At 64.5% G+C, this 22,784-nt stretch carries 23 protein-coding genes; 14 read left to right on the forward strand and 9 right to left on the reverse strand.

Annotation, left to right across the window (positions count from 1 at the left end; translation table 11 throughout):
* Positions 1 to 2: 2 nt before the first annotated feature.
* Together rpsR and rplI are read left to right on the forward strand one after the other, a co-directional pair.
* Positions 3 to 227 carry a 30S ribosomal protein S18 gene (gene rpsR / locus DFR51_RS10480; RefSeq protein WP_121050826.1) on the forward strand — a complete coding sequence of 75 codons (225 nt, stop codon included), beginning with the start codon at positions 3 to 5 and terminating at the stop codon, positions 225 to 227.
* Between the two features lie 21 nt (positions 228 to 248).
* Positions 249 to 854, forward strand: a complete 606-nt coding sequence (gene rplI, locus DFR51_RS10485; RefSeq protein WP_121050829.1) for a 50S ribosomal protein L9 — start codon at positions 249 to 251, stop codon at positions 852 to 854.
* Positions 855 to 916: 62 nt separating this feature from the next.
* Here the strand turns inward: rplI and DFR51_RS10490 are convergent, their stop codons facing one another.
* The 8 genes from DFR51_RS10490 to DFR51_RS10525 all read right to left on the reverse strand — a co-directional run bounded on the left by DFR51_RS10490 (position 917) and on the right by DFR51_RS10525 (position 10,687).
* Entirely contained in the window at positions 917 to 1,525 is a 609-nt protein-coding gene (locus DFR51_RS10490; RefSeq protein WP_121050832.1) for a DUF938 domain-containing protein, read from the reverse strand.
* Positions 1,526 to 1,550: 25 nt separating this feature from the next.
* On the reverse strand, positions 1,551 to 2,717 hold the full coding sequence (locus DFR51_RS10495) for a dipeptidase (RefSeq protein WP_121050835.1): 1,167 nt from the start codon (positions 2,715 to 2,717) through the stop codon (positions 1,551 to 1,553).
* Between the two features lie 154 nt (positions 2,718 to 2,871).
* A complete protein-coding gene (locus DFR51_RS10500; protein ID WP_121051543.1) occupies positions 2,872 to 3,987 on the reverse strand; it encodes a YkvI family membrane protein in 1,116 nt (371 codons plus the stop codon).
* A 5-nt stretch (positions 3,988 to 3,992) separates the two neighbouring features.
* Positions 3,993 to 5,027: an N-acetyltransferase DgcN family protein gene (locus DFR51_RS10505; protein WP_420853249.1), complete on the reverse strand. Its 1,035-nt coding sequence runs from the start codon at positions 5,025 to 5,027 to the stop codon at positions 3,993 to 3,995.
* A 121-nt stretch (positions 5,028 to 5,148) separates the two neighbouring features.
* Positions 5,149 to 6,297: a dipeptidase gene (locus DFR51_RS10510; protein ID WP_121050841.1), complete on the reverse strand. Its 1,149-nt coding sequence runs from the start codon at positions 6,295 to 6,297 to the stop codon at positions 5,149 to 5,151.
* 84 nt (positions 6,298 to 6,381) lie between these two features.
* Positions 6,382 to 7,665, reverse strand: coding sequence for a metal-dependent hydrolase family protein (locus DFR51_RS10515; protein WP_121050844.1), 1,284 nt, complete (start codon positions 7,663 to 7,665; stop codon positions 6,382 to 6,384).
* Positions 7,666 to 7,691: 26 nt separating this feature from the next.
* On the reverse strand, positions 7,692 to 8,702 hold the full coding sequence (locus DFR51_RS10520) for a dipeptide epimerase (RefSeq protein WP_121050846.1): 1,011 nt from the start codon (positions 8,700 to 8,702) through the stop codon (positions 7,692 to 7,694).
* Entirely contained in the window at positions 8,702 to 10,687 is a 1,986-nt protein-coding gene (locus DFR51_RS10525) for a serine hydrolase domain-containing protein (RefSeq protein ID WP_121050849.1), read from the reverse strand. Before DFR51_RS10525 ends, DFR51_RS10520 begins: the two co-directional genes overlap by 1 nt.
* Positions 10,688 to 10,868: 181 nt before the next feature.
* On the opposite strand from DFR51_RS10525, the gene DFR51_RS10530 reads away from it, so the two are divergent.
* Genes DFR51_RS10530 through DFR51_RS10540 form a run of 3 tightly spaced genes read left to right on the forward strand, consistent with a single transcriptional unit; the run spans position 10,869 to position 14,125 of the window.
* A complete protein-coding gene (locus DFR51_RS10530; protein WP_121050852.1) occupies positions 10,869 to 11,513 on the forward strand; it encodes a helix-turn-helix domain-containing protein in 645 nt (214 codons plus the stop codon).
* A gap of 42 nt (positions 11,514 to 11,555) precedes the next feature.
* Entirely contained in the window at positions 11,556 to 12,554 is a 999-nt protein-coding gene (locus DFR51_RS10535) for a ligase-associated DNA damage response exonuclease (protein WP_121050855.1), read from the forward strand.
* Positions 12,554 to 14,125 carry a cisplatin damage response ATP-dependent DNA ligase gene (locus tag DFR51_RS10540; RefSeq protein ID WP_121050858.1) on the forward strand — a complete coding sequence of 524 codons (1,572 nt, stop codon included), beginning with the start codon at positions 12,554 to 12,556 and terminating at the stop codon, positions 14,123 to 14,125. The genes DFR51_RS10535 and DFR51_RS10540 overlap by 1 nt, the downstream gene beginning before the upstream one ends.
* Before the next feature lie 6 nt (positions 14,126 to 14,131).
* Here DFR51_RS10540 and DFR51_RS10545 read toward each other — a convergent pair whose 3' ends face one another.
* Positions 14,132 to 14,713 carry a PadR family transcriptional regulator gene (locus DFR51_RS10545; protein ID WP_160119046.1) on the reverse strand — a complete coding sequence of 194 codons (582 nt, stop codon included), beginning with the start codon at positions 14,711 to 14,713 and terminating at the stop codon, positions 14,132 to 14,134.
* A 111-nt stretch (positions 14,714 to 14,824) separates the two neighbouring features.
* On the opposite strand from DFR51_RS10545, the gene ccoN reads away from it, so the two are divergent.
* Genes ccoN through DFR51_RS10590 form a run of 9 tightly spaced genes read left to right on the forward strand, consistent with a single transcriptional unit; the run spans position 14,825 to position 22,722 of the window.
* Entirely contained in the window at positions 14,825 to 16,483 is a 1,659-nt protein-coding gene (gene ccoN, locus DFR51_RS10550) for a cytochrome-c oxidase, cbb3-type subunit I (RefSeq protein WP_121050864.1), read from the forward strand.
* Between the two features lie 11 nt (positions 16,484 to 16,494).
* Positions 16,495 to 17,229, forward strand: a complete 735-nt coding sequence (gene ccoO, locus DFR51_RS10555; protein WP_121050867.1) for a cytochrome-c oxidase, cbb3-type subunit II — start codon at positions 16,495 to 16,497, stop codon at positions 17,227 to 17,229.
* Complete coding sequence (locus DFR51_RS10560) at positions 17,226 to 17,387, forward strand: cbb3-type cytochrome c oxidase subunit 3 (RefSeq protein WP_121050870.1); 162 nt, start codon at positions 17,226 to 17,228, stop codon at positions 17,385 to 17,387. The genes ccoO and DFR51_RS10560 overlap by 4 nt, the downstream gene beginning before the upstream one ends.
* The gene (gene ccoP / locus DFR51_RS10565; RefSeq protein WP_121050873.1) at positions 17,380 to 18,315 is read left to right on the forward strand and encodes a cytochrome-c oxidase, cbb3-type subunit III; all 936 of its coding nucleotides are present in this window, start codon (positions 17,380 to 17,382) and stop codon (positions 18,313 to 18,315) included. Before DFR51_RS10560 ends, ccoP begins: the two co-directional genes overlap by 8 nt.
* Positions 18,302 to 19,768 carry a cytochrome c oxidase accessory protein CcoG gene (ccoG, locus tag DFR51_RS10570; protein ID WP_121050876.1) on the forward strand — a complete coding sequence of 489 codons (1,467 nt, stop codon included), beginning with the start codon at positions 18,302 to 18,304 and terminating at the stop codon, positions 19,766 to 19,768. Before ccoP ends, ccoG begins: the two co-directional genes overlap by 14 nt.
* Positions 19,765 to 20,220 (forward strand): FixH family protein, encoded by a 456-nt coding sequence (locus tag DFR51_RS10575; protein ID WP_121050879.1) that lies wholly within the window; start codon positions 19,765 to 19,767, stop codon positions 20,218 to 20,220. Before ccoG ends, DFR51_RS10575 begins: the two co-directional genes overlap by 4 nt.
* Complete coding sequence (locus tag DFR51_RS10580) at positions 20,217 to 22,352, forward strand: heavy metal translocating P-type ATPase (protein ID WP_121050882.1); 2,136 nt, start codon at positions 20,217 to 20,219, stop codon at positions 22,350 to 22,352. Before DFR51_RS10575 ends, DFR51_RS10580 begins: the two co-directional genes overlap by 4 nt.
* The gene (gene ccoS / locus DFR51_RS10585; RefSeq protein WP_121050885.1) at positions 22,349 to 22,507 is read left to right on the forward strand and encodes a cbb3-type cytochrome oxidase assembly protein CcoS; all 159 of its coding nucleotides are present in this window, start codon (positions 22,349 to 22,351) and stop codon (positions 22,505 to 22,507) included. The genes DFR51_RS10580 and ccoS overlap by 4 nt, the downstream gene beginning before the upstream one ends.
* Complete coding sequence (locus DFR51_RS10590) at positions 22,507 to 22,722, forward strand: hypothetical protein (protein ID WP_121050888.1); 216 nt, start codon at positions 22,507 to 22,509, stop codon at positions 22,720 to 22,722. Before ccoS ends, DFR51_RS10590 begins: the two co-directional genes overlap by 1 nt.
* The last annotated feature ends 62 nt before the right edge of the window (positions 22,723 to 22,784 follow it).

Raw genomic sequence — 22,784 nt, forward strand, 5'->3', positions numbered from 1 at the left:
CGATGGCACGCCCGTTTTTCCGCCGCCGCAAGACCTGCCCGTTCAGCCGGGCCGATGCGCCGAAGATCGATTACAAGGACGTGCGCCTTCTGCAGGGCTTCGTCTCCGAGCGCGGCAAGATCGTGCCGAGCCGCATCACCGCGGTGTCGGCCAAGAAGCAGCGTGAGCTGGCCAAGGCGATCAAGCGCGCCCGCCACCTCGGCCTGCTGCCGTTCCTCGTTCGCTAAGGAAGGATAAGACCCATGGCTATGGACATCATCCTGCTTGAGCGCGTCGAGAACCTCGGCGGCATCGGCGACGTGGTTTCGGTGAAGCCGGGCTACGCCCGCAACTTCCTGCTGCCGCGCGGCAAGGCGCTTCGCGCGAACGAAGCCAACAAGGCGAAGTTCGAAGCGAATCGCGAGCGCATCGAGAAGGAAAACGCCGAGAAGCGCTCCGGTGCTGAAGTCGACTCCAAGAAGCTGAATGGCGCGAAGATCGTGCTGATCCGTGCTGCTTCGGATGCCGGCCACCTCTACGGCTCGGTCGCCGCGCGCGACATCGCCGAGGCGCTGACCGAGGCGAACGGCATCGCCGTCCACAAGAACCAGGTGGTGCTGAACACGCCGATCAAGGCGCTGGGCCTGCACAAGGTTCGTGTGGCGCTCCACCCGGAAGTCAGCATCGAGATCGAGGCGAACGTCGCCCGCTCGGCTGACGAAGCCGATCTGCAGGCACAGGGCGTCGACGTTCTGGCCGACATGTTCGAAAAGGACGTGAGCGGCTTCACCGAAGAACGCGACCCCAACCTTGAGCCGGGCGAATTCGCCGCTGAGGCCGAGGCCGAAGAGGCCGAAGGCGAAGCGAACGCCTGACATCAGGTTTCGTGATGAAAAGGAACGGCGCGGGGCAACCTGCGCCGTTTCCATTTTGGGGGTTAGCGCTTCCGGAAGATGAGCGACAGGTTGTTCGCGGGCATTTCCACGAAACCTTCGAAGCCGAGGCCGTTCACCTCCGCTTCGGCGCTTACGTCCTCCAGCATCCTGAGCCCCCAGCGGGCGTCGCGGCTTTTGAGATCGGCATCGAACGCATCGTTGCTTGGCGCCGTTGGCGTATCGGCGCGTCGGAACGGCCCGTAGATGTAGAGGAGGCCGCCGGGGGCAAGGCGCTGACCGACCCCCTTCATCAGGCCCTCCGTGGCAGCCCACGGACTGATATGCAGCATGTTGATGCAGACCGCGGCATCGACATGGGCCACCGGCCAGTCTTCCGCTGCCGCGTCGAGCGCAAGCGGCGGCCGCACATTCGACAAGCCCTCGGTCGCCACCCACGCCGCGATTGATTCGCGCGCGTCGGAGGACGGGTCGCTCGGCTGCCAGACGATGTCAGGCCGCGCACGCGCGAAGTGCACGACATGCTCGCCGGTTCCGCTCGCGATTTCGAGCACGACCCCCGATTCGGGGAGCAATGGCCCCAAAACGCCCAGGATCGGATCCCGATTACGGGCGGTTGCAGGGGCAAAGCGGCGTGGCGACGTGTTCGACATCGCTCACTGATAACAGAAAAGCGGATCAATGCTGCGCGGCGTTTTCCTCGGCGAGGCGCAGGACGCGAAGCACGTTGCCGCTCCAGATCTTCTCGATGTCTGCGTCCGAAAAGCCCTCGGCGTGCAGGCGCTCCGTGACCTTGGGGAGGCCCCCGATATCCTCGAGGCCCTTGACGCCGCCGCCACCGTCCCAGTCCGCGCCGATGCCGACATGATCAACGCCCGCCACCTTGATGATGTGCAGCAGGCTTTTCATGAAGGCTTCGAAATCGGTGTTCTGGATCGGCAGAACAGCATCGAGCGCGCGCGTTTCACGCGTCAACTTCGCCTGTTCCTCGGGCGTCATCGTGCCGATGTTTTCGAGCTGCGCGAAGAGTGCGTTGCGTTCGGGTGTGAAGTTCATCGGGGCGAGGAACACGGTGGTAACGCAGATCACGCCGCCTGCTTCGGCAAGTTTGCGGATGCGCGCGTCATCGAGATTCCGGGGCTGATCCGAGATCGTCTTCGAACCCGAGTGCGAGAGGATCAGCGGTGTCTTCGAGAGCGCCAGCATCTGATCGAACGCCGCGTCAGAAGAGTGGCTGCCGTCGATCACCATGCCAAGCCGGTTCATCTCGGCGACCCACTGCCGCCCGAGCGGGCTGAGGCCGTTCCACTTCGGCGTGTCGGTCGCGGAATCGGCGAACTGGTTGTTCTTGCCGTGCACCGGCCCCGCCAGCCGCACGCCGAGATCGTAGAAGGTCTTCAAGAGCGAAAGGTCTTCACCGAGCGGGTAGGAATTTTCGATGCTGAGCCATCCGAAGCGCTTCCCCTCTGCGTCCATGCGCTTTGCATCCGCCGCGGTCGAGATGAGCGCGATGCGGTCCGGGAACTTCGCCAGCGTCGTGCGGATGAGATCGGCGCGACCGAGCGCAAACGCCTTCGCCTTCGCAAAGCCCTCGGGCGTCACCGGCCCCTGCTCCGTGTAAATCACGAAGAAGCCGCCATCGAGATCGCCTTCGTCCATGCGGCCCATGTCGACCTGAACGAGATCGGTGTCGTAGCTGTGCTTGTCGCCGAAGCTCCAGCCCTGACGCGCGAAATGCATCGGCGTATCGAGGTGCGTATCGAGTGTCAGCGTGCGCTGGTGCAGCGTTTCTGCGGAAGCCGGAAAGGCGGCGGCAAGGAGGACGGAGGCAAGAACACGCTTCATTTCAAATCTCCCTTTTTCGTCACCGCGAACGGCTTGCCGGTCGATCCGAGAACATCGTCCCGGATCGACCGGCGCACGCTCACCGAACTTCGAACCCCGAGGCCCTGGGACAGCGACGGGTATCGCTCTCGGCGATCGCGATTGAGTATGGCATTTATGCGGCGTCCGCTCGACTCCTCAGAACCTTTGCAACGCCGAGCGTGAGCAGCGGCACGACGAACACCGCGAGCATGATGTAACCGAATGCGCCGTAGCCCGATGCGATGAGATCGATAAGGCCGACCCGTGCGGCGACGAAGCCGCAGACGAGCAGAACCGCCGCCGAAACCCCAAGACGGGCAGGCGGCGTAAAGCGCTTGCCGCGCGTTTCCACGACACCGGCAATGCGCTCGTTGAGCGAGGTGATGATGCCCACGCCCGTTTCAAGCAGCGCGCAGAAGATCATCAGCTGAAAAACGATCTGAAGCCATGGCGCTTCCATCCGGCGCAGCAGGAAATCGGACGGCAACGCGACATTCGCGATTTCCGGATAGAACGCGACCATGCAGAGGAAGAAGGCGATCGCCGGAATCATCGCGAGCGGACCGGCGACGACCCCCGCGATCACCGCATCGCGCGGCCGTGTGAAGTTCGTCACGAACGAAAGCACGGCAATCGCGCCGACCACGTTGTAGCTGGCGTACGTCAGGCCGCCCATGACCCAGCCTGTCGTGGGAACATCGAGCGCCAGAGACGGCGCGATCCTGTCTCCGAACGTCGACAGCGCGAGCACGAGGAACACCGCATAGGTCAGATAGATGAAGCTCGAGGCATATTTGAAGACGTGCTCCACGCCCGCATTGCCGAAACTTGCCGTCGCGGCGATCGCGAATACGAGGAAGAGCGTGCCGACAATCTGCGGCAGGCCGAACACCTCCGCGCCGATCGTGCCCGCGGCCGCCGCAACGACCGCCAGAATGAGCACCAGCAATGCCAGGTAGGCGATTTCGAACACCACCCAGCCCGGCCCGAGCAAGCCCTTGAAGAAGTCGCGGTAGTTGTAGAGCGAAAATCGATACGAAAACAGGAATGTCACCGCGCACACCGCGCTCCAGACGAGCATGGCGAGCAGGATGCCCATGAGCCCGCCGAACGGCCCGCTGCCGAGAAAGAATTCGGCAAGCTCGCGGCCCGTTGCATAGCCGCCGCCGATCACGACGCCCTTGAAGATGAGACCCGGTAACAGGAAGCGCTGGAACCACGACGATCGTGTGGTTGTCGTGGCTGTCATCAATATTATCCCAGGCAGTTGTCGACGAGTTTCTGGAAAGCCGCACCGCCGCGGATCGGATCCGCAACCGGGAGGCCAAGACGTTTGCTTTCGGCTTCCATGAGCGCGTCCGCTTCGGCGGCATCCATGCCGCTGGTGTTGAAGGCGACACCCGCGCAGCGGATCGCCGGATTGGTGCGGCGGCCGAGCAGAAGGTTGAGTTCGATCGTCTCTTCAAGGCTCGGAATCGCATACCCCGGCGCACCGATGATCTCCGTGCGTCCGGGCTGATGGCACACCACGATCACATCGGGCTGACTGCCGTGCAGAAGGCCCAGAGATACGGCTGCGTAGGCCGGGTGGAACAGCGAACCCTGCCCCTCGATCACATCCCAATGGTCGGGTGCCGCATCGGGGCTCAGCACCTCGGCGGCGCCGGCCTCGAAATCGGATACTACGGCATCCATCGGGATACCGCCGCCCGCGATCATGATACCGGTCTGCCCCGTGGCGCGGAAATCGGCGTCGACACCGCGCTCTGCAAAGGCGTTTGCCAGCGAAAGCGCCGTGTATTTCTTGCCGAGCGCGCAGTCCGTTCCCACCGTCAGCAGGCGCTTGCCGGTCCGCTTGCGGCCGGTCCCCACGGGCAGACCCGTCGGCGGGACGCGCACGTCAATAAGCCGCCGGTCATGCTTCGCAGCCGCTTCGGCAAGCTCGGGCACATCCCCGAGACGAACGTGCATACCGCTGATGAGATCAAGGCCGGCCTCAAGCGCTTCCACGAGCGCAGGCACCCACGACGGCGCAATCACGCCGCCGCCAGGTGCAACGCCGATCACCATCGATCGCGCACCCCGCGCATAACCTTCCGCAGGCGTCAGCTCAGCCAAACCCGCCGTCACCGTTCCCGCCGCAAGCCGGTACTCCCCCACGCACTTGTCGCCCGCCCAGTCGCGAAGACCAAACGCCGTTTTCGCGTAACCGCTTTCTACAATGTCCCCCAGAAACAGCAAATACGGGGTCGGAAGCCGAAGCTGGGCATTACCGGGGAAAGACGACATATGCATGGGGACCAGTCTGTTCTCTTAGCTAGAATGAAAGATTGCGTGCGACCGCCTGCGGTACGCCGTGAATATGAGTTGCCACCATTTCGAACCTGCCCCCCGTTTTATCGCCTGAGCTTTATGCCCAGGTCGCACCCAACAGCCGCCTGAAATTCCCTCCCAGGATGGCCGTGATGTTCTCGTTCGAATATTTGCGGCGAATAAGTTCCTCAACGAGGTCGTAAGTCTTCATCGGATGATCGAAACCATCCGTATCGATCTTGTCTCGGAATGCGTAGCTCGATTTGTAGCCGGCCTTCAGCATCTTGTACTGATCGGCAGGCATATCATCATAGCCGTTGAGATCGGCATCCGAACCGATGCCGACGTGATCGACGCCGATCAGCTTCACGGCATGATCGATGTGATCGACGATGTTTGCGATTGTCGTCGGTTCCTTCTCGCTGACGAACATGCGCACGCCGGTGATACCCATCACGCCGCCCTTCGCGCCGAGCGCCTTGATCGCTTCATCGGTCTTGACGCGCGGGTGGTTGACGAGCGCGCGGCAATTGCTGTGCGTGATCGCGATCGGCTTTGGCGAAATGGCGATGGCGTCGAGCGTCGTGCGGTCGCCGCAGTGCGACACGTCGACGAGCATCCCGACCTTGTTCATCGCTTCGATGATCGCAGCGCCGAAATCCGTGACGCCGCCGTCGACGCGCTCGGTGCTGCCCGAGCCGAGGAGGTTCTGGCTGTTGTAGGTGAGCTGCGAGCAGCGCTGGCCGATCTCGTAGAACGCCTTCACGTCTTCCACCTTGCGGAAGTGCTCGGAGTTCTGGACGCCCATGATGACGGCGCACTTGCCATCGCGCTTGGCGCGATCGAGATCCTCGGCCTTGCCGACGAGCGAGAACACATGCGCGTTGCGGCCGGCAAAGCCCTGCCACGCGGCGAACCAGCCCAGCGTATCGGCATAGGCATCCGGACCGCCTATGCCGACGGAATTGTGGAAGCCGGTGATGCCGCTGGCGCGGAAATCGGCAGCATCCTTCTCGCTGAGCGGATTGGCGTAATATTCAGACCGAAAATCGATCTTGAGCGGAGCAAGCATATCGATGACGAGCGATTGCTTGACGAGGTCGACAGCGCGCTTCGAATAGGCCTTCGTCGCGGCGGCGTGAGCACGGAACATGCCCGTGTTGATCATCGGAAAACCGGTCACAGCGGCTGCTGCAACCGCGCCGCCGATCAGCTGACGCCGTGAAACCCCGGGCAACGTAGCCATCGCCTCTCTCCCCTACCTGATGATCATCCTGATCAGGATTACTAGTCCTGATCGGAAAATTGTCAATCAGGGATCAGACGGCCTTCACTGAACGGGCTTGGCGACGGCCCCGCCCTTCATCACGAACGCCGTGGTTTCCAGCGCCCGGATGTTGGTGAGCGGGTCGCCTTTCACGGCGACGATATCCGCCGCTTTGCCGGGGGCGAGCGTGCCGATCTCGCTGGTGAGACCCGCATGATCCGCAGCCGAAACCGTCGCCGAGCGGATCGCTTCGAGCGGGGTGAGGCCCGCTTCCACCATCAGCGCGAACTCCTGCGCGTTGTCGCCGTGGGCGGAAACACCGGAATCGGTGCCGAACGCGATCTTCACGCCCGCCTTGTGCGCACGGCGCAGCGCATCGATCATCAGCGGTCCGACCTGACGCGCCTTCGCACGCACCGGGGCCGGCATCCAATCCGCTGTTTCGGCGCGTTTCTTCACCGTATCGCCGGCAAGCAGCGTCGGTACGAGATAGCTGCCTTTCGCCTTGAAGAGCTTGATCGATTCGGCATCGAGGTAGGTGCCGTGCTCGACCGAATCCACACCGGCACGCAGCGCGGCGTTGACACCATCCGTGCCGTGCGCGTGCGACGCCACCTTGCGCCCGAGCCTGTGCGCGGTTTCCACGATCGAGGTGAGTTCCGCATCGCTCATCTGCTGGCCGAGGCCTGCAGCGGTGTTGGACATCACGCCGCCCGTGGAGGCCGTCTTGATGATATCGGCGCCGCTCTGCACGGCCTGACGCACAGCGCGCGCGCAATCATCCGCACCCGAGCACAACGTCGGCGAGCGGTAGAGATCGAGGATTTCCTGGCGATAACCGTGGATGTCGCCGTGGCCGCCGTGCGCCGCGACGCCGCCCGCCGCGATGATGCGCGGCCCTTCGACCTTGCCCGCCGCGATGGCGTCGCGGAGGCCGTATATCGCTTGCGGCTCGCCACCGAGATCGATCACGGTTGTGAAGCCCGCGCGCAGCGTGCGCCCGGCGAAGACGACGCCGTCGAACGCCGAATCCGTCGCCGATTTGCTAAGCGCCTCGCTGCGTTCATTGGGGTTGGATTCGCCCGTGATGTGGACGTGGCTGTCGATGAAGCCCGGCATCACGAAGGCGTCGCGCAGGTCTACGACCTTGCCCTCGCCCACATAGCCGTCGCGGATTTCGGCGATGCGGCCATCCTTGACGACAATGGTTTTCGCCGTCTCGACCCGCCCGTTGCCGGGATCGGCAAGCAGACGCCCGGCCTGAATGTAGGTGGCTGGGCTATCGGCCGCGGCCAACGCCGGCGCCGTCGCGGCTGCAAGCAGCAGCCCGCAAAGAACAGACTTCATGATCTTCCCCCTCAAATCGGCTTCGTTCAGGCGTCCCGGCCCCAGACATTGTCCGGGCAGCGCACATATCCATCCTCGTAAACGATGCTGGGTTCGCGATCCTTCGCAAGGAAGATCGGCCCGTCCAGATCGACGACATCGCAAAGCTGGCCGACGACGTAGGCGGGCGCCATGGCGAGGCTGGTGCTCACCATGTTGCCGACCATGACGCCGAGCCCGAGTTCGCGGGCCTTGCGCGCCATCGCCAGCCCCTCGGTAAGCCCGCCGCACTTGTCGAGCTTGATGTTGACGACGTTGAAGCGCCCAACGAGCCCGGGAACGTCGGCGAGCGTCAGCACGCTTTCATCCGCGGCGATCGGGATCGGGCACGAGAAGCCGTCGAGATCGGCTTCGGCGCCGCGGCGGAGCGGCTGTTCGAGCAGCTTCACATCGGCTTCGACGAGCACCTCGACGAGCGCCGGAAGATCGGCAATGCCGTAGCCCTGATTGGCATCCACGCCGATCCAGCAATCGGGCCGCGCCGCACGCACGGCGCGGACACGGGCGATATCGTCTTCCAGATCGCCGGTGAGCTTCAGTTTCAGGGCGCGTGCCTGCGCGTATCCGACCTTGGCACCCTCCGCCATCACTTCGGGCGTATCCGCGCCCAGCGTCATGGTGGTGAGCAGCGGACGCGAGGTTTCGAAGCCCGCGATGTCCCACACGCTGCGCCCGGTCTGCTTGGCTTCGAGTTCCCAGAACGCGCAATCGAGCGCATTGCGCGCGCCGCCTGCGGGCATGAGCGCCTGGAGACCGGCGCGGTCGATGCCGCGCTCGATCTCCGGACGGACGGCTTCGATGGCCTGCAGCATCTCAGGCACATTGTCACCCAGATAGTAGACGCCGGAAGCCTCTCCCCGCCCCGAATGGACGCCATCGGAAAGCGTGACGACGACCAGATCGGAGTGGGTGAAGACGTGCCCCGAAATCCTGAACGGCTTCGCCAGGGGCAAGGATTCTACAGCAACTTCAAGAGAGAGCTTTCCGGCAACCGACATTAGAACTGAACTCCAAAGCTGATGAGATGGAAGGCGAACGCGGCCCACAGGATCACGACCGCCGCGACAAGAACGAGGATGCTCCACAACTTGGAGAACCAGCCGCGACGACCCGTCCAGACGAGGAGCAGGTTCCATGCCGCGACGGCCACCATGCCGATGAAGGCGATCGTGCCGACGATCTGCAGCAGATAGACGGCCCAGTCCATAGCGCCGCCGAGCAGGTGGAAGTCCGACATCATCGAGGCGAGCGTCGCGACCCAGCCGATGAGCACCAGCGTCACCACCGCCGCGAAGCCGCGAACGAGACGGAACGCCTTCAGCTCTTTGCCCGCGAAGGGAAGCTGCGCGCCGTAGCGGCGGCGAGCAATGGCACCGATCGGCCAAGACAGCGCGGTAAGGCCGAGGATCACAAGGCCGGCGATGACGCCGGGCGTCAGCCAGCCGGGCGAGGCGTACCACACCGGACGCTGAAGCATCATGATCGGCGAGATGGCATCGATGCTGACCCAGTCGACCTTGCCGTCCTTGAGTTTGGCGGCGAGGCGACCGTGGCCACCGACCTCTTCCCAGACGAAGGGTGCAGTTTCCACCCACTTGGAATCTTCGCCGCCGGTGTTCTTGAACGGCAGGACGAGATTCCCCTTGTCGTCGACCGCGATCTTCATGCCACCCGCGAGGTCGAGCGCTTTCATGAAGCTCGATTCCGGCCGCCGCGAGCTGATGTAGGTCCCTGCCAGCATCCTGGCGTGCTCGGCCGTGGTCTTTTCGTCGACGCCAGCCTTGATGATGCGCTCCATCGGGAAATACCGATCGGCGAAACTTTCGACCAGCGTACTGCGGATTGCGCCCGTCACGCCTTCCTTGCCCGAGCTGTTCATCGAAATGTAGATGCCGACGTTCTCCTTGGGGAACAGCATCAGATCGGAATGGAACCACTGCGTATCGCCGCCATGACCGATCGCCGTTTGGCCGTTGATCCGCTGTTCATAGAAACCGAGGGCCATGCGGTTGAGCGGCGGCAGGATGGAGAGCGTCGTCGTGTGCATCATGTTCGTGGTTTCGGGCGAGAGCAGCGGCCCGCCGTTCGCAAGATGCGCAATCATGAACTTGCCCATGTCCGCGCCGGTCGAAGCAAGGCTTCCGGCGGGCGCGGCATCGATAACTTCGTAAGGCTTCGGATCGCCCGCGGCGGTCGCATAGCCTTTCGACATCAGCGGCTTCAGCTTTTCGGGAAGCGGCTGACGGAAGCTGGAATGCTCCATGCCGAGACGGGCGAAGATGTTCCGGTCGATGTAGTCATCGAACGACATGCCGGACGTCCGCTCCACGATGTAGCCGGCGAGCGCCGTCGCGTAGTTGGAGTAGGCGGGCGTGGTGCCCGGCGCGAAAATGCGGTGCGGCACCCAGCGCTTCAGGGTTTCGCCCAAGGGCGCGCCGCTTTCCTTCGAAGAGATTAGCCCGCGGATCGACTCCTCGAAACCCGCAGTGTGCGTCATGATGTTGCGCAGCGTCACCGGCTTGCCGTCGCGCGGCGGAATCTTGAAATCGATATAGGTGTTGACGTCGGCGTCGAGGTCCAGCTTGCCCTCCTGAACAAGCTGCATCACCGCCGTCCACGTGAACAGCTTCGACACTGAGCCAGGCCGGAACATCGTTTTCTCAGGATCGACCGGCGTGCGCTTCTCGACGTCCGAATAGCCATAGCCGCGCTGCGTGAGCACCTGGCCGTCCTTCACGACCACGACAACGGCCCCCGCCACGGCGCCGCGCGCCAGGGCATAGGGCAAGTAGCCGTCGAGCCAAGCGTCGACATCGGCCTTGGTCAGTGCCGGTGCTGCCGGCACTGGGATCGGAACGGCGGACGCAGCGGTCGTTACCGGGGCAGGATTGACAGGTACGGGTGCAGGCGCGGGCTGCGCAAGCGCCGGTTGGGCGATCAGGGCGACCGCGCCCGCAAATAGAGATTTCAGTGAACCTCGCATATTCCCCCTCCAAAACTCATCTTGCCGCAGAGCGGCATGTTGGATTGCGTGTTCAACGCGGACGAGATACCGTGCGCGTGAACACATTGTTTTGTCCCATGCAGACAATAATGATCCTATTTAGAGAATTGTCAAACAGCATGATGCAAAAGGAACAACCGCAGAGCCCCGGGGGACAGGCGTGAAATCGGATAAACCAACCCTTGGTACACTGCTGCGCGGGCTTCGCACTCGCAACGACTGGACGCTGAAAGAGATGAGCGAGCGGAGCGGCATCCCCGTCTCCACACTCTCCAAGGTCGAGCACGACCGCCTGACGCTGACCTACGACAAGCTTTTGCAGCTGAGCCAGCGCCTCAACATCCGCATGTCGGAGCTGTTTGCCGAAGAGGACCCGCAGGAGGCGGCCGCCGTCACCGGTCGGCGCAGCATCGGCAGCCAGGACCGCGCGATCCGCGTGAAGACGAACAACTACGACTATTTCTACCTGTGCACCGAGCTCCGGCGGAAGCGGATGATCCCGCTGGTAACGCGCATCCGCGCCAAATCCGTGAAGGAGTTCGGCGAGCTGGTGCGGCATCCGGGCGAAGAATTCGTCTACGTCATCGAAGGCCGCATGGTCGTCCACACCGAATATTACGACCCGATCGTGATCGAGGCGGGCGAGTCCATCTACCTCGATTCCAGCATGGGCCATGCGTACGTCGTCGGCGAAGGCTGCGAGGAAGCGCTGACCATCGGTGTCTGTTCGGCGGCAGAAGGCGACCTCATGGATTCGCTGATGAGCCTGCACGGCGAGGAACCCGGCGGCATCCACGAACTCTGAGGCGCGAAGGAACTTTCCGCCGCCTTCACCCATATAGCGGGAATGGCATTCCGCTCTTCATGGATCGAAGCCCACCCAACGGGCATTTATCTGCCGTCGGCGGATGCCTGGATCGATCCTGCCGCCCCGGTCGATCGGGCGATCATAACCCACGGCCATTCGGATCATGCGCGCGGCGGCCACCGCGCCGTGCTCGCGACACGCGAAACGCTCGCCATCATGGAATGCCGCTATGGCCCGCAAACGGGCCAGGCGCTTGCCTATGGTGAAGCCGTTCGCATCGGCGACGTCGACCTGCGGCTCGTGCCTGCCGGACACGTGCTCGGATCCGCGCAGGCGGTGCTGGAATGCCGCGGGGAACGCGTGGTGGTCTCCGGCGACTACAAGCGTCGCCCCGACCCCACGTGCGCGCCGTTCGAGCCGGTGCCTTGCGATGTGTTCGTTACCGAGGCGACCTTCGCCTTGCCCGTCTTCCGGCATCCGCCGATCGGCGACGAAATCGGCAGGCTGCTCGCGGCGCGGCAAGCGCAACCGGACCGGGCGATCCTGATCGGCGCCTATGCGCTGGGCAAGGCTCAGCGCGTGATCGCCGAGCTGCGGCGCCACGGCTACGAGCGCCCGCTTTTCATCCACGGCGCTCTCCAGCGCCTGTGCGATCTCTACCGTGAGCTCGGGGTCGCGCTCGGCGAGCTTCTTCCCATTTCCGACCTGAAGCCCGCAGCGCTTGCCGGCGAGATCGTTCTTGCGCCACCCTCTGCGCTGAACGACCGCTGGTCGCGTCGGCTGCCCGATCCCATCACGGCCATGGCGAGCGGCTGGATGCGCGTGCGCCAGCGCGCACGGCAGCGCGGGGTCGAAATGCCGCTCGTGATTTCCGACCATGCCGACTGGGACGAACTGACCGCGACGATCCGCGAAATCGCGCCCGGGGAGGTTTGGGTGACCCACGGCCGCGAAGATGCGCTGGTCCACTGGTGCCACCAACACCAAATCGCGGCGCGCGAACTCACGCTCGTCGGCCGCGAGGATGAAGACGACTGATGCAGGCGTTCTCGCAGCTCCTCGACAGCCTGATCTACACGCGGTCGCGCAACGCCAAGCTCGATCTGATCGGCGCCTACCTCAAGGCGGCACCGGACCCGGATCGCGGCTGGGCGCTCGCCGCGCTCACGGGCGATCTTTCGCTTCCCGCCGTGCAGCCAAGCATCATTCGTGCGCTGGTTTCCCAGCGCGTCGATCCGGTGCTCTTCGGGCTCAGCTACGATTACGTCGGTGATCTTGCCGAAACCGCGGCGCTCATCTGGCCGGGCGCTGACATGCCGGACGCTGCACCGCCGCGGCTTTCGGAGGTGGTGAACGAACTGCAGCTTCTGACACGCGCACAGGCGCCCGTAGTGATGACGCGGCTGCTCGATCGTCTCGATGCGAACGCACGCTTCGCTCTCCTAAAGCTCGCGACCGGCGGGATGCGTGTGGGCGTCTCGGCTCGGCTTGCCAAAACCGCGTTTGCCGAAGCCTTCGCACTCGATGCCGACGATGTGGAAGAGGTGTGGCACGCCGTTGCCCCGCCCTACACGGCGCTGTTCGCCTGGGCGGAAGGCACCGGCCCGCGCCCTTCGCCCGAAGACGCGCCGGTGTTCCGCCCGTTCATGCTTGCCCACCCGCTCGAAGACCGGGACGTCGACCTCACGGACTATGCCGCCGAATGGAAGTGGGACGGCATCCGCGTACAGCTCGTGCACGTCGGCGGTGAAACGCGGCTCTACAGCCGGGCGGGCGACGATATCACGCGCAGCTTCCCCGATGTGGCGGAGAGCTATCAGACGCCGGGCGTGGTCGACGGCGAACTGCTCGTGCGCGGAGACGTCCAGGGCGGTGAGGCAGCGAGCTTCAACGCGCTGCAGCAAAGACTGGGACGCAAGACCGTCTCATCCGCGATGCTCAGCGACTTCCCCGCCTTCGTCCGGCTCTACGACATCCTCTTCGACGGCCCCGAAGACCTGCGCCCGCAGCCATGGACGGAACGGCGAATACGGCTGGAAACCTTCATGTCGCGGCTGGATCGCGACCGTTTCGACCTCTCCCCGCTGGTGGACGTCCCCGATTTTTCTGCGCTTGAGGAACTGCGCCTCGGCGCGCGCGATGCCGCGATCGAGGGCCTGATGCTGAAGCGGCGCGACAGCCCCTATATCTCCGGCCGTCGTGTGGGGCTCTGGTACAAATGGAAGCGTGATCCGCTCGTCGCGGACTGCGTGATGATGTACGCCCAGCGCGGGCACGGAAAGCGATCGAGCTATTATTCCGACTATACGTTCGGGTGCTGGACAGAGAACGGAGAGCTGCTTCCGGTCGGCAAGGCCTATTCCGGCTTTACCGACGAGGAACTGATGATGCTCGACCGCTTCGTGCGAAACAACACGGTGGCCCGGTTTGGGCCCGTGCGCGAGGTGGAAAAGACGCTGGTTCTGGAGGTTGCGTTCGATTCCATCCATGCCTCGAAGCGGCACAAATCCGGCCTCGCGATGCGCTTCCCGCGCATCAACCGCATCCGGACAGACAAGCCCGCAGCCGAGGCCGACCGTATCGAGACGCTGCGCCGCATGGTGCGCTGAGCGCGCTCAGCTTTCCAGCAGAGTCTCAAGCGCGCGAATAGTCTCGTCGCACCATTCGATCTGCGTGCGGGCGCCGCGAATGCCGAAATCGAGCGGTGCGAGCAGGTAGATCAGTGTCTTGCTCGTCCGCCCGGCGCGGATCGCATCGTCATAGCCCGCGCGAAATGCTTCGAACGTCGCCAATTCATGCGCGAGCTGACGCCGGTAGTCGGAAAGGTGGGCGATACTCACCTCGGGCGCCACATGACGGCCGAAGAACAGCTTCAGCAGATATTCGTTGCGTATGCCCGCGCTTGAAACAGGCGCGGCGAGCCAATCCCTCAAGGCTTCCTGGCCGGTGTCGGTGATCGCATACTTGCGGCTCTGCCGGCGCCCGCGCCCCTCCGCAGCCACACAGACCACGAGCCCCTCGGCCTCCAGCTTCTGCAGGATCGGGTAGATCTGGCCGAAGCTCTCGTTCCAGAAATAGCTGGTGCTGCGCCCGATCGCCTTCTTGATGTCATAGCCCGAGCGCGGCCCGCCCGCGAGGAAGCCGAGCACGGCGAAAGCCGATCGATTCTTGCCCAGGCGCTTTGCGGCGTTCGTCATTTTGGGGGCGTCTCCGGTTATTTGACGCAGGTCAAGGTCTTGCCGCTCCAACAAGGCCATCTCAGCCTCAGAACTGTGGCATTCATGCCGACAAAACGGCGGGGACCGGTTATGGAATCACTTACAATCAAGGCCTTCGGCTGGCTGGGCGCAGCGCTCATCGCGATTATCGCAATCGCGCTTTCAGCCGATCAGGGATTTGCGATCCACATGGCGATCGTCGCGGCGGCAGCACTGCTTGCGCTCGCGGCGACGCTTTCGGGCGCGGACTATGCGTCCGTTGCGCGCGGCATTCTGAAGGCGCCGGTCGATACCGGCCGATATGACGACGATCCCGTCCGCTGGGGCGTGATCGCGACGGTGTTCTGGGGCGTGGTCGGCTTCCTCGCCGGCCTCTATATCGCGCTCCAGCTGGCCTTTCCGGTTCTCAACCTGGGCTTTGAATACACCACGTTCGGCCGGCTGCGGCCGCTGCACACATCGGCGGTGATCTTCGCATTCGGCGGCAACGCGCTCATTGCGACGAGCTTCTACGTCGTACAGCGCACCTGCCGCGCCCGCCTTGCGCTTCCGGGCCTCGCCCGCTTCGTCTTCTGGGGCTATCAGCTCTTCATCGTGCTCGCCGCCACCGGCTACGTGCTGGGCATCACCGAGGCGCGTGAATATGCCGAGCCCGAATGGTACGTCGACCTGTGGCTGACCATCGTCTGGGTCGCCTATCTCGCGGTCTTCGTCGGAACGATCCTGAAGCGCCGCGAACCGCATATCTACGTGGCGAACTGGTTCTATCTGTCGTTCATCCTGACGATCGCGATGCTGCACATCGTCAACAACCTGTCGATGCCGGTCAGCCTGCTCGGTTCCAAGAGCTACAGCGCCTTCGCCGGCGTGCAGGATGCGCTGACCCAATGGTGGTACGGCCACAACGCCGTGGGCTTCTTCCTCACCGCGGGCTTCCTCGCGATGATGTACTACTTCGTGCCGAAGCAGGCCGAACGTCCGGTCTACAGCTACCGGTTGTCGATCATCCACTTCTGGTCGCTGATCTTCCTCTACATCTGGGCGGGTCCGCACCACCTGCACTACACGGCGCTGCCCGACTGGGCGCAGACGCTGGGCATGGTCTTCTCGATCATGCTGTGGATGCCGAGCTGGGGCGGCATGATCAACGGCCTGATGACGCTGAACGGCGCCTGGGACAAGATCCGCACCGACCCGATCATCCGCATGATGGTGATGGCGCTCGCCTTCTACGGCATGAGCACCTTCGAAGGGCCGATGCTCTCCATCAAGGCCGTGAACAGCCTGTCCCACTACACCGACTGGACCATCGGACACGTTCACTCGGGCGCCTTGGGCTGGAACGGCATGATCACCTTCGCGGCGATCTACTACCTGACGCCGCGCCTGTGGAACCGTCAGCGGCTCTACTCGCTGCGCATGGTGAACTGGCACTTCTGGCTCGCGACGGTGGGCATCGTGCTCTACGCCTCGTCCATGTGGGTCGCCGGCATCATGCAGGGCCTGATGTGGCGCGAATACGGAGACGACGGCTACCTCGTGTACGCCTTCTCCGAGGTCACCGCGGCGATGCTGCCGATGTACCTGATCCGCGCCGCCGGCGGCGTCCTCTACCTCGCCGGTGCCCTTGTGATGGTCTGGAACGTCTGGCTGACCATCGCCGGCAAGCTCCGCGAGGAGAAGCCGATGACCGAAACCCCGTATGACGCCGCGGCGGACCGTCCGCTCGCGCCGCAGCCCGCAGAGTAAGGACGCGCGCAATGGCATCCCGTTTCTTCGATCACAAACGTCTCGAAAAGAACGTCACCCTGCTCGGCGCAGCCGCGCTCGTCGTCGTAGCCATCGGCGGCATCGTGGAGATCGCACCGCTCTTCTGGATCGACTCCACGATCGAGAAGGTGGAGGGCGTGCGTCCCTACACGCCGCTCGAGCTTGCGGGCCGCAACATCTACATGCGCGAGGGCTGCTACAACTGCCACAGCCAGATGGTGCGCCCGTTCCGCGACGAGGTGGAGCGCTACGGCCACTACAGCCTGGCGGCGGAAAGCATGTACGACCACCCGTTCCAGTGGGGCTCCAAGCGCACGGGGCCCGATCTCGCGCGCGTCGGCGGCCGCTATTCGGACGAGTGGCACGTCCAGCACCTCACTGACCCGCGCTCGGTGGTGCCGGAATCGATCATGCCGCCCTACGCGTTCCTGAAGGAGCGTCCGCTGAAGGCCGGCGACATGACGAAGCACCTCACCGCGCTCAGCCGTGTCGGCGTTCCCTACAGCGAAGAGGCGATCAAGGTCGCGAACGACGACCTCAAGCTCCAGACGGACGAGTTCGGCGATCTCGAAGCCTTCAACAAGCGCTACCCCAAGGCGCAGGTCCGCGATTTCGACGGCAATCCCAAGCAGATCACCGAGATGGATGCGCTCGTTGCCTATCTCCAGATGCTCGGCACGCTCGTCGACTTCCAGGCCGCCGCGCCGCAGGAGCAGCCGCGATGAGCTACGACACGCTGCGTCATCTGGCCGACAGCTGGGGCCTCGTCTTCATGGGCGTGACGTTCCTGGCCCTCGTCGGCTGGACCTTCCGCCCCAAGGCGCGGGACGATCACAAGCGCGCCGCCAACATGATTTTCGATCAGGACGACCACAATGGCTGAAAAAAAGCGCATCGACGAGCCGACCGGCACCGAAACCGTCGGCCATGAATGGGACGGCATCGAGGAGCTCGATACACCGCTTCCCCGTTGGTGGCTGTGGACCTTCTACATCACGATCGTGTGGGCGCTGATCTACACGATCCTGTTCCCGGCCTGGCCGATGGTGGAACGCGCCACGGCGGGCGTGCTCGGCTGGTCGAGCCACGGCGAGCTTAACAAAGAGCTCGCCGCCGCGGACGCGAAGCTGCTGCCGATCCGCGAAGCCATCGGCCGTATGCCGGTCGAAAACATCCCGAACGACCCCAAGCTGTTGCAAGCGGCCGTCGCCGGCGGGCAATCGACCTTCAAGGTCTACTGCGTGCAGTGCCACGGCTCCGGCGCGGCGGGCGGCAAGGGCTATCCGAACCTCAACGACGACGATTGGCTTTGGGGCGGCGACATCAACGCCATCCACTACACGATCGAGCATGGCATCCGGAATCCGGACCACGACGCGACGCGCCTGTCGATGATGCCCGCATTCGGCCGTGATGGCATCCTCACGCCCGCGCAGATCAGCAATGTCGTCAGCTACGTCCAGCTCATCTCCGGGCAAGGCAAGGCATCGAAGGCGACCGCAAGCGGCGCACAGATTTTTGCCGAGAACTGCGTGAGCTGCCACGGCACCGAGGGCAAGGGCGATCGGGCGCAGGGCGCGCCGAATCTCACCGACGCGATCTGGCTCTACGGCGGCGACCGCGACACGCTGATCGCGACCGTCACCAACAGCCGCCAGGGCGTCATGCCGCGCTGGGGCAACCGTCTCGACCCGGCAACCGTGAAGATGCTTGCCACCTACGTGCACTCGCTCGGCGGCGGCGAAGCGACCGTGGTCGCAGCAGCGGAACCTGCGCCGGTCGCGGGCGGAGCGGAAAATGTCGCACCCTGAAGACCTGAAGAGCCTCAAGCCCTCGCTCTACGAGGCCCGGAAGGGCGTCTACCCGAAAGCGGTGGACGGCACCTTCCGGCGCCTCAAATGGGCGATCATGGCGATCACGCTCACGATCTACTACGTGACGCCGTGGATCCGCTGGGACCGGGGCCCGTTTGCACCCGATCAGGCGGTCCTCGTCGATCTCGCGCACCGCCGCTTCTACATGTTCTCGATCGAGATCTGGCCGCACGAATTCTACTACGTCGCGGGCCTGCTCATCATGGCCGGCATCGGCCTGTTCCTCGTCACCTCCACGGTCGGCCGCGCATGGTGCGGCTATGCCTGCCCGCAGACCGTGTGGACCGATCTTTTCCTCCACGTCGAGCGCTTCATCGACGGTGATCGCAACGCGCAGATCCGCCTGAAGAAGGCGCCGATGGGCGCAACCAAGCTCGGCAAGCGTACCGCGAAATACGCGATCTGGCTGGCGATCGCGATGGCGACCGGCGGCGCGTGGATCTTCTATTTCGCTGACGCCCCGACGCTGCTGCGTGAACTCTTCACCGGCGAAGCGCCGTTCGTCGCCTATGCAACCGTCGGCGTGCTTACCGCCACCACCTTCATCTTCGGCGGCTTCATGCGCGAGCAGGTGTGCATCTACATGTGCCCGTGGCCGCGCATCCAGACCGCGCTGATGGACGAGAAATCGCTCACCGTCACCTACAAGGACTGGCGCGGCGAGCCGCGTACGCACGGCATAAAGAAGGCGCACGCCGAGATCGCCGATTTCGACAAGGTGGGCGACTGCATCGATTGCGATCAGTGCGTTTCCGTGTGCCCCACCGGCATCGACATTCGCGAAGGGCCGCAGATCGGCTGCATCACCTGCGCGCTCTGCATCGATGCGTGCGACAAGGTGATGACCCAGATCGGACGTCCGCGCGGCCTCATCGATTATGTCACCGAGGAAAGCGCCGATCTGGAGAAAGCCGGCCAGCCGCCGAAGCCCGTGATCCGTACGCTGCTTCGCCCGCGCACCATCGCCTATTTCATGCTGTGGGGCAGCATCGGCCTTGCAATGCTGTTCGTGCTCGGCCAGCGCACGCGCATCGATATCAGCGCGCTGCAGGATCGCAACCCGCTGTTCGTGCGCCTTTCCGACGGGCACATCCGCAACAGCTACACGGTGAAGGTCCGCAACATGGAAAACCGTCCGCGCGAAGTGGAGATCGGCATCGAGGGCCTGCCGGACGCGATCATGTGGACCGCCGAAGGCGCGCGCAACACCGGCGGCCGCACGGTGAGGATTCAGACTCCGGCCGATGCCGTCGCCAAGACCCGCATCTTCGTCGCCGCGCCCGCAGAAGGCGAACCGCGCCAGGAAATCTTCTTCCTCGTGCGCGGTCTCGACAAAACAGGCGGCGCGGACCGTGACAACGTCTTCTTCGATCGGGAGGCTCGTCCATGACCCGCCGCTTCACCGGCCGACACATGCTGATCGTGATGGTCGCGTTCTTCGGCACCGTGATTGCAGTCAACATCACGATGGCGATGTTCGCGACGCGCACCTTCGGCGGCACTGTTGTCGATAACTCCTATGTCGCCAGCCAAAAGTTCAACGGCTGGCTCAAGGAAGCGCGCGATCAGGATGCGCTTGGCTGGTCGCTTGGGCTGACGCTGGGCGGTGATCGTCATCCGGTGATCGTGGCCGCCGCAGGCGAGACCCCCCTTTCCGGCGCCGTCGTCACCGCAACCGCGAAACACCCCGTGGGCCGCGCCCCCGATATCGCACTGAGCTTCGCGGAAATTGCACCCGGCACGTTTCGCGCCGTGCAGCCTCTGCCCGCCGGGCGCTGGAACATCCACATCGAAGCCGCGCGTGATGGGGCTGTCCTGCGCCGGATCGCCGACCTTTCATGAAGCACGAAACGCCCGTTGCCGCCGCCGGAACGGCGATGCAGACGAAGACCTCGGTCTTTGCGGTACCGGGCATGCGCTGCGCGGGTTGCATCTCGAAGCTGGAAAAAGGCCTGTCGGGCGTCGAGGGCATCGCTGCCGCACGCGTCAATTTCGGTGCCAAGCGCGTCACGCTCACGCATGATCCGGCGTTCGACGAACCGGCCCTGAAGGCCGTGATCGGCAAGATCGGTTTCGATGCCGAGCCGCTGCCCAACGATCTCGTTGAAATCGGTGATGGCGAAAGCCGCATGTTGCTGCGGGCGATGGCCGTCGCCGGGTTCGCGGCGATGAACATCATGCTGCTGTCGGTTTCGGTATGGTCGGGCGCCGAGGGGCCGACCCGCGACATGTTCCACTGGCTGTCGGCGCTGATCGCGATTCCCACGATCGCCTATTCGGGACGCCCCTTCTTCCGCTCCGCGTTCGGCGCGCTCCGGCGCGGGCGCACCAATATGGATGTGCCGATCTCGATCGGCGTTCTGCTCGCCACGGGGCTCAGCCTGTTCGAAACCGCGATCAGCGGCCCCCACGCCTATTTCGACGGCGCGGTGATGCTGCTGTTCTTCCTGCTCACCGGCCGCTGGCTCGACAGCGTCATGCGCGACCGCGCGCGGGGCGGTGTTACGCAGCTTCTCCGGCAGACGGCGCGCGGTGCTTACGTGATCGGCGAGGATGGCCGCCATCGCTGGTGCGAAGCGCGGTCGCTCGCGCCTGGAATGCGGATGCACGTCGCCGCCGGCGAACGCCTCGCCGCGGACGGCATCATCGAAGATGGCACCAGCGCATTCGATCTTTCGCTGCTGACGGGCGAAAGCGCTCCGCAGGCGCGCGGAGCAGGCGACGCTGTACTCGCGGGCACGCTCAATCTCGGCGCACCCGTCGTGGTCCGCGCGAGCGCCGTGGGCGCCGACACCGCCATCGCAGATATCGCACGGCTGATGGAAAGCGCGGGCCAGACCCGGTCGCGCTACGTTCGCGTCGCAGACCGGGCCGCCCGCTGGTACGCCCCCGCCGTCCACACGCTCGCCGCGCTGTCGTTCGCGGGCTGGATGCTCGCGGGCGCAGGCTGGCACCATTCGCTCGTCATCGCGGTTGCCGTGCTCATCATCACCTGCCCCTGCGCGCTCGGCCTTGCCGTGCCCGCCGCGCAGATCGTGGCATCCGGCGCGCTGATGCGCCGCGGCGTGCTGGTGAAGGACGGCAGCGCGCTCGAGCGCCTGTCCGAAGTCACAACCGCCGCCTTCGACAAGACCGGCACGCTTACGCTCGGCCGCCCGGTTCTGGTCAACCCGGAGGTCGTGCGCGAAACCGACGCGCCCGTTCTGCTGGCGCTCGCTTCGGCCAGTCGTCATCCGCTCGCCGACGCCGTCCGCAGACACTTCGAGGGAACCGGCCTCGTGCCGGCCGTTCTCACCGATGTCACCGAAACACCCGGCGAAGGCGTCACCGGCCGCTATCGCGGGCATGACGTCCGGCTGGTTCGCCCTTCGGCGTCCAGCGACACCGGTATGGCGAGCCGTTTCGCCATGGGGGCCGGCACGAACGTGCTGCTGCGCTTCGAGGATGCATTGCGGCCCGATGCACGCTCCACGATCCATGAACTCGCAACGCTCGGCATCGATTCCTCGATCCTTTCGGGCGACCGGACCGAGGCTGTTGCGGATACGGCAGCGGCGATCGGGATCGGTGCCGTGGCGGCGCTGACACCCGCAGGCAAGCTCGGCCTCATCCGAGCCATGGCGGCGGAAGGCGACAAGGTCCTGATGGTCGGCGACGGCCTTAACGACGGCCCTGCGCTCGCCGCCGGTCACGTCTCCATGGCGCCCGGCTCGGCAAGCGATGTTGGCCAGAACGCTGCCGATGCCGTGTTCATGGGAGACAGCCTCGCACCCGTCGCCGCCGCGATCCGGGCCGCGCGGCGGACGATGGCGGTCGTTCGGCAGAATTTCGCGCTCGCGATCGGTTACAATGTCATCGCGGTGCCACTGGCTGTGACGGGCCACGTCACGCCGCTGATCGCCGCGCTCGCCATGTCGGGTTCGTCGGTCATCGTCATCGCCAATGCGCTCAGGCTTCGGAACGCAGCGGAATGAACGGCCTCGTCGTCCTCATTCCGGTCGCTCTCGGGCTCGGGCTTGCCGGACTCGCCGCGTTCTTCTGGTCGGTGCGTTCCGGCCAGTTCGAGGATCTGGACGGCGCCGCCATGCGCGTGCTGCTCGACGACGACGACGACAAGGAATCAGAGTGATGCGCGGCCTTGTTCCCATGCTGCTGGCAGCGTTCACGATGGCCATTCCCGATGCGGCGCTCGGCTCGCAGCGGATGATGGAAATCTGCAGCAGCGACGGACAGCGCAAGGTCATCGTCGTCGAAGGCGATCCCTCCGCGCCTCAGGATACGCCCCACTGCGACCGCAAGGCCTGCCACGCCGCCTGCCAGCGAAGGCTGTTCGGCCAACGCTGATTGCCGGTGGCGCTCGGCAGTTCCCCGCACTATCGTGCCGCTGCCGTTCATATCCATCATGA

The organism is Sphingosinicella microcystinivorans (genome assembly GCF_003634215.1).
Taxonomy (GTDB): Bacteria; Pseudomonadota; Alphaproteobacteria; order Sphingomonadales; family Sphingomonadaceae; genus Sphingosinicella; species Sphingosinicella microcystinivorans.

Coding starts and splice junctions, on each gene's coding strand:
- rpsR (WP_121050826.1), top strand. CDS start 3: ATGGCACGCCCGTTTTTCCGCCGCCGCAAGACCTGCCCGTTCAGCCGG.
- rplI (WP_121050829.1), top strand. CDS start 249: ATGGACATCATCCTGCTTGAGCGCGTCGAGAACCTCGGCGGCATCGGC.
- DFR51_RS10490 (WP_121050832.1), bottom strand. CDS start 1,525: ATGTCGAACACGTCGCCACGCCGCTTTGCCCCTGCAACCGCCCGTAAT.
- DFR51_RS10495 (WP_121050835.1), bottom strand. CDS start 2,717: ATGAAGCGTGTTCTTGCCTCCGTCCTCCTTGCCGCCGCCTTTCCGGCT.
- DFR51_RS10500 (WP_121051543.1), bottom strand. CDS start 3,987: ATGACAGCCACGACAACCACACGATCGTCGTGGTTCCAGCGCTTCCTG.
- DFR51_RS10505 (WP_420853249.1), bottom strand. CDS start 5,027: ATGTCGTCTTTCCCCGGTAATGCCCAGCTTCGGCTTCCGACCCCGTAT.
- DFR51_RS10510 (WP_121050841.1), bottom strand. CDS start 6,297: ATGGCTACGTTGCCCGGGGTTTCACGGCGTCAGCTGATCGGCGGCGCG.
- DFR51_RS10515 (WP_121050844.1), bottom strand. CDS start 7,665: ATGAAGTCTGTTCTTTGCGGGCTGCTGCTTGCAGCCGCGACGGCGCCG.
- DFR51_RS10520 (WP_121050846.1), bottom strand. CDS start 8,702: ATGTCGGTTGCCGGAAAGCTCTCTCTTGAAGTTGCTGTAGAATCCTTG.
- DFR51_RS10525 (WP_121050849.1), bottom strand. CDS start 10,687: ATGCGAGGTTCACTGAAATCTCTATTTGCGGGCGCGGTCGCCCTGATC.
- DFR51_RS10535 (WP_121050855.1), top strand. CDS start 11,556: ATGGCATTCCGCTCTTCATGGATCGAAGCCCACCCAACGGGCATTTAT.
- DFR51_RS10540 (WP_121050858.1), top strand. CDS start 12,554: ATGCAGGCGTTCTCGCAGCTCCTCGACAGCCTGATCTACACGCGGTCG.
- DFR51_RS10545 (WP_160119046.1), bottom strand. CDS start 14,713: ATGACGAACGCCGCAAAGCGCCTGGGCAAGAATCGATCGGCTTTCGCC.
- ccoN (WP_121050864.1), top strand. CDS start 14,825: ATGGAATCACTTACAATCAAGGCCTTCGGCTGGCTGGGCGCAGCGCTC.
- ccoO (WP_121050867.1), top strand. CDS start 16,495: ATGGCATCCCGTTTCTTCGATCACAAACGTCTCGAAAAGAACGTCACC.
- DFR51_RS10560 (WP_121050870.1), top strand. CDS start 17,226: ATGAGCTACGACACGCTGCGTCATCTGGCCGACAGCTGGGGCCTCGTC.
- ccoP (WP_121050873.1), top strand. CDS start 17,380: ATGGCTGAAAAAAAGCGCATCGACGAGCCGACCGGCACCGAAACCGTC.
- ccoG (WP_121050876.1), top strand. CDS start 18,302: ATGTCGCACCCTGAAGACCTGAAGAGCCTCAAGCCCTCGCTCTACGAG.
- DFR51_RS10575 (WP_121050879.1), top strand. CDS start 19,765: ATGACCCGCCGCTTCACCGGCCGACACATGCTGATCGTGATGGTCGCG.
- DFR51_RS10580 (WP_121050882.1), top strand. CDS start 20,217: ATGAAGCACGAAACGCCCGTTGCCGCCGCCGGAACGGCGATGCAGACG.
- ccoS (WP_121050885.1), top strand. CDS start 22,349: ATGAACGGCCTCGTCGTCCTCATTCCGGTCGCTCTCGGGCTCGGGCTT.
- DFR51_RS10590 (WP_121050888.1), top strand. CDS start 22,507: ATGCGCGGCCTTGTTCCCATGCTGCTGGCAGCGTTCACGATGGCCATT.